Origin of the sequence: Siccirubricoccus deserti (genome assembly GCF_014283215.1) — a bacterium.
Taxonomy (GTDB): domain Bacteria; phylum Pseudomonadota; class Alphaproteobacteria; order Acetobacterales; family Acetobacteraceae; genus Siccirubricoccus; species Siccirubricoccus deserti.
The window spans coordinates 1-4,094 of sequence record NZ_JACOMF010000150.1 but is presented as its reverse complement, the minus strand read 5'-3'; the positions used below and the strand labels follow the sequence as shown (position 1 = coordinate 4,094).

Annotated in this window: 4 protein-coding genes and 4 pseudogenes; 3 read left to right on the top strand and 5 right to left on the bottom strand. The window is 64.7% G+C overall.

Annotation, left to right across the window (positions count from 1 at the left end; all coding sequences use genetic code 11):
• Positions 1 to 125: 125 nt before the first annotated feature.
• Positions 126 to 494 (top strand): annotated as a pseudogene (locus tag H7965_RS28995) (transposase); the annotation flags it as partial.
• 349 nt (positions 495 to 843) lie between these two features.
• On the opposite strand, the gene H7965_RS32205 reads toward H7965_RS28995, so the two are convergent.
• Positions 844 to 1,692: a lytic transglycosylase domain-containing protein gene (locus H7965_RS32205; RefSeq protein ID WP_390624648.1), complete on the bottom strand. Its 849-nt coding sequence runs from the start codon at positions 1,690 to 1,692 to the stop codon at positions 844 to 846.
• Positions 1,693 to 1,943: 251 nt separating this feature from the next.
• On the opposite strand from H7965_RS32205, the gene H7965_RS28985 reads away from it, so the two are divergent.
• Positions 1,944 to 2,168: a hypothetical protein gene (locus H7965_RS28985; protein WP_186773972.1), complete on the top strand. Its 225-nt coding sequence runs from the start codon at positions 1,944 to 1,946 to the stop codon at positions 2,166 to 2,168.
• Positions 2,169 to 2,236: 68 nt separating this feature from the next.
• Positions 2,237 to 2,617 carry a transposase gene (locus H7965_RS32200; RefSeq protein WP_186773971.1) on the top strand — a complete coding sequence of 127 codons (381 nt, stop codon included), beginning with the start codon at positions 2,237 to 2,239 and terminating at the stop codon, positions 2,615 to 2,617.
• Positions 2,618 to 2,639: 22 nt separating this feature from the next.
• Here the strand turns inward: H7965_RS32200 and H7965_RS32195 are convergent.
• From H7965_RS32195 to H7965_RS28965, 4 genes and pseudogenes are all read right to left on the bottom strand, one after another.
• A pseudogene (locus H7965_RS32195) lies at positions 2,640 to 2,699 on the bottom strand (hypothetical protein); the annotation flags it as partial.
• Positions 2,700 to 3,101 (bottom strand): annotated as a pseudogene (locus tag H7965_RS28975) (IS481 family transposase); the annotation flags it as partial.
• 57 nt (positions 3,102 to 3,158) lie between these two features.
• Positions 3,159 to 3,530, bottom strand: a pseudogene (locus H7965_RS28970) (IS5/IS1182 family transposase); the annotation flags it as partial.
• Positions 3,503 to 3,823: a hypothetical protein gene (locus tag H7965_RS28965; protein WP_186773969.1), complete on the bottom strand. Its 321-nt coding sequence runs from the start codon at positions 3,821 to 3,823 to the stop codon at positions 3,503 to 3,505. The gene H7965_RS28965 and the pseudogene H7965_RS28970, both read right to left, overlap by 28 nt.
• Positions 3,824 to 4,094: the final 271 nt, after the last annotated feature.

Below are 4,094 nucleotides of genomic sequence, written 5' to 3'. Positions count from 1 at the left end.
CCCACCTTGCCCGCCATCCGGCGCGCACTGCTGGCTCAGCTCGCTGCCGCCATCCGGCTGCGATGTCCCAGATGCCGCGAGTTCATCGACCTACACAAGCGCGAATGAAAGTGCCGAAGTAGTGCTACGCGGACATGATCTATACCGAGACCGCGAAGGAGACCGAGGGGCGGCGGAAGGTGTTCCTGCGAAAATGGCGGCTGAAGTGCCGGGCCGTCGCTGACAGTCTCGAGGAGGACGGCGAGGCGCTGTTCGCCTTCACCCGCCTGCCCTCGAGCCAGTGGAAGTCGGCGCGGATCACGAACGCCATTGAGCGGCTGCATGAGGAGTTGAAGCGGCGCATCAAGACGAAGACCGTGCTGCCCTCCGCCGAGACCGCGGCCATGCTGTTTTGGGCTCTGCTCGCCTCAGGCCAGATCAGCATGCGCAAGGTCGGTGGCTGGAAAACCCTCGGTCAGCCGCCCGCCAAGAGCAGCATTGACCTCGCTGCCTGAGGCGATACCGTCATCACGCCGGAGGCGCCGCTGTCGAGTTCCAACACCCTTTCCGACGGCACCCAATCGCATCCACCACGCGCTGTACGTTCTGTACCGTAAGCAGGCGGGACGCGAGATCAGCTCGACGGCAGCGATCGTCGGCAACCAAAGCGTCAAGGGCGCAGAAAACGGAAGCGTTGGATCGACTCGTCAGGCCTTGGTTCGAGCAAGAAGATTACTTTCATCGGACCTGACGTCGGACAGCTGGACCGCTCCCGCCGGCACTATCACCGGCCAGCATAAGCGCGGAAACAGCCTACTGGAATCATTCTACTCGCAATCCCCTGCAAGGCCACTTGGAATAAGATCACGGGCGCTTCGGGGTCCAGACTTGAACACCGTGCGTAGATGCAAGCACCCTCCACCCACTCACAAGCGCTGATGCGCTTCCGCTGGGTGGTATCGCTTCGGCACTTTGCCCGCGGACCAACCCGCCCCTGTCTGTCCACGCAGCAAGGACGCGTTCGCGGTATGCCTCCCCAAAACGTGGCGTTGCGGAATGGTAGAGAGCGATTGCGTCTCCCCAGCTGCCAGCCCTTCCGTAAAGGGAGTGCAGGAAGCGCGCTGCGTAATGTGCATTTCCATGCGGGTCGAGTGCCTCATCCAGGCTTGAGAATGCAGCGGGATGGTGCATGAGATTGACCTGGAAGCAGCCGACATCGATGGACCGAACTCCATTCGCCTGCAGGGCTGCGATATGAGATTTCGCCGCAGCGAGGCTACCAAAGACGTGTCCTTTCCCCGCAGCGTTGATTGTCCAAGGCCATGCAATTCTGCGACCAGAAATCTGGCGACCGCTCTCGACTTGCCCGATGGCGACAAGCAAGCCTGGCGGAAGCCCCCACTGTCGTTCTGCAGCTCTGGCAGCATCCTCACAGGATCCATCCTCTGCCTGGGCGGCCGCCTCCAGGCCATGGCCGAAGGCGGAACTTCCAATGGCAATGCCGAGTGCTAACGTCACGACCGCTGCAGGATGACGGCCGTGAAGCAGGCGGTACGATGACCGGACTCCAACACCTAGGAAAGACGATGCTTGCTTGTCGTCAAGCGATCTTGGCCGCCGATTGCACCAGTAGCGAGCGCGAGACAGAATTGCCGGGATTGCTGCTGTACCGCAGTGCTGCCGGAGGCCGCATTGACGTGAATGAATGTCCATCACTCGTTACAAGTATCCCAGCGAAACCCTCGTGCAAGCCGCTTGCCGGCTCTACGGCATTTTGAGGTTGCATGGGCTCGTGGGTGTTGATTCGACGCTGCTGATTGGGCGGCGATGCGATGATGACGGCACCCCTGTCTGCGGACCTGCGGCGGCGGCTGGTCCGGGCGGTTGAGGCGGGCAGTTCAGCCCGCGAGGCGGCGCGGCGCTTCGAGGTATGCGCCTCGGCGGCGATCAAGCTCGCGCGGTGAGTGCGCGAGACCGGCAGTGCGGCGCCGGCTAAGGTCGGCGGCTACCGCAAGCCGCTGTTGGCCGGGCATGAGGGTCTGCTGCGCGAACCGACCGAGGCCAAGCCAAGCATCACCCTCGCGGAGGTCCAGGCGGCGCTGCAGGAGCGCGGGATCGAGCCCGGCTCCTTAAGCACCATCTGGTCGACGCTCCGCCGCCTTGGGCTGCGACACAAAAAGGGACGCTGAGGGTCGCCGAGCAGGACCGGCCGGACATCGCTGCCGAGCGCCGCCTCTGGCGGGTCTGGCAGCGGTACATGGACCCGGACCGCTTCGTGTTCCTCGATGAGACCGGTGCCGCCACCAACATGGTCTACCATGGCTGGGGGCCAAAGAGCGAGCGCCTGCTCGACACCGCGCCCCACGGTCACTGGCGCACCACGACCTTGGTAGCCGGGCTGCGCGGCACCGGCGTCATCGCCCCGCTCGTGCTGGACGGACCAATGAGCGGCGAGGCCTTCCGAGCCTATGCCGAGCAGTTCCTGGCACCGGCACTGACGCTTGGCGACGTGGTGGTGATGGACAAACTTGGGCGCGGATGGAAGTGCCATCGAGAAAGGCCGTGCCAAGTGCCACCCCACGCTTCTGCGCCATCACTAGCATGCGCTCCCACACGCCGAGGCGGGACCAGCGGATGAACAACTGCGCCGCCATCCACCATGGCCTGAGCCCGGCCGGTATGGCGCGCCACTTGGCCTCGTTGTCGTGCCGCCAGAGGATGGTGCTGAAGCGCTTCCGCTTTGAGGTCTTCTCCTCGTCTCGGGGTAGGCGGGAGATGCCGTGGCGGACCAGGCAGCGGTGCAGGGCACTGCGGCTGAGCGCCAGGATGGTTTCGCGGAGGCAGCCGAGGACGTCGTCGAGGGGCAGCAGGGTGCGGCGCCTGAACTCGACGATGATCGTTTCCTCGGCCTCGGTGAGGGTGGTGCTGCGGGGCTGGCGCGGCCCCATAGGCGCATCACCGGTGCCGGCGCGGCCTCGCCATTTCCGCACGGTTTTGGGGTTCAGGTGGTACCGGGCGGCCAGGGCGTGGGTCGGCGCTTTCGCCGCTTGGTTGAACGCATGCGTTCAACCGGCTCGAACACGCGGCGTCGTTCGGGCTGAGCCGTGAAGACCTGCTGCCATAGCGCGTCCTCCTGCTCACGGGAGAACGCACCACGACACCCCGGGACTGCACACTTAGAGACGGCGGACTTTGTCGGCCACCCAATCCGGTATCGCGTGGCCGCGCCGGTCGGCACTATGCCGGGCGCCCTCTGCGGCAACTGCCGCCTCGGCCCGCGCCAGGCAGACGGAGACCTCGGCAGCCAGCATCGTCTCGGCCGTCTTCATTCGACCGCAGCTAATCGCCTTGTGGCGCGAGAAATTGGTTTGGATGTTGGCGCCATCGAGCGCGACGTGGCCAAGCCTGACCAAGCCCGCGGCACGGCAGAGCCGCAGCAGCTGGCCGAACAGGTCAGCAAGGGCGGTGAGGTGGCGCTGCCGAAAGTTCGCAATGGTGCGGAAATCGGGTTCAGTGCTTGCCATCAATTGTGCGCCTCGCTCAGCAGATCGTGTATCATCACCGCTTGCCAGATCGCAAAATCCAGATGCTGAGCGCAAGCAGTCGCCAGGCGCTCACGCTGGTGAGGATGAATGCCGTCCTCAGCCAGGGCAGGGAGCGCGTCGCGCACGGCCCGCAGGGCAATCACCATCCAGGTCTCCGATGCCAGGCTGATCGTACACTCCGGCATGGTCCCGGTGCCGGCGGCAACCATTGCAGTGGCCGTCTCCGGCGTCGGCGTCGGGTGGCTCTCCTCATTCAGCTCGACCATGTGCGCACCTTTCTCCTCCACTTCATCGGCCACCAGCAGATCCACCCCCAAGCGTGGGGGCACCGAAGTGCGGCTGTGCACCGTCCGTCTACGCGTCGAGAAAGTTTGGCGCGGGAGCTACGCAAGGCCCTCGCCAGCCCGCTCCCACTCACATCTATGAACCGCCCCGGGTTTGCCGGAGGCTTCAAACCTTGAGAGGTTGGAGCCATGACGAAGAAGACGTCGAACCGGTTTTCGCCTGAGGTGCGGCAGCGAGCGGTACGGATGGTGCTGGACCACGGAGGTGACCACGCCTCGCAGTGGT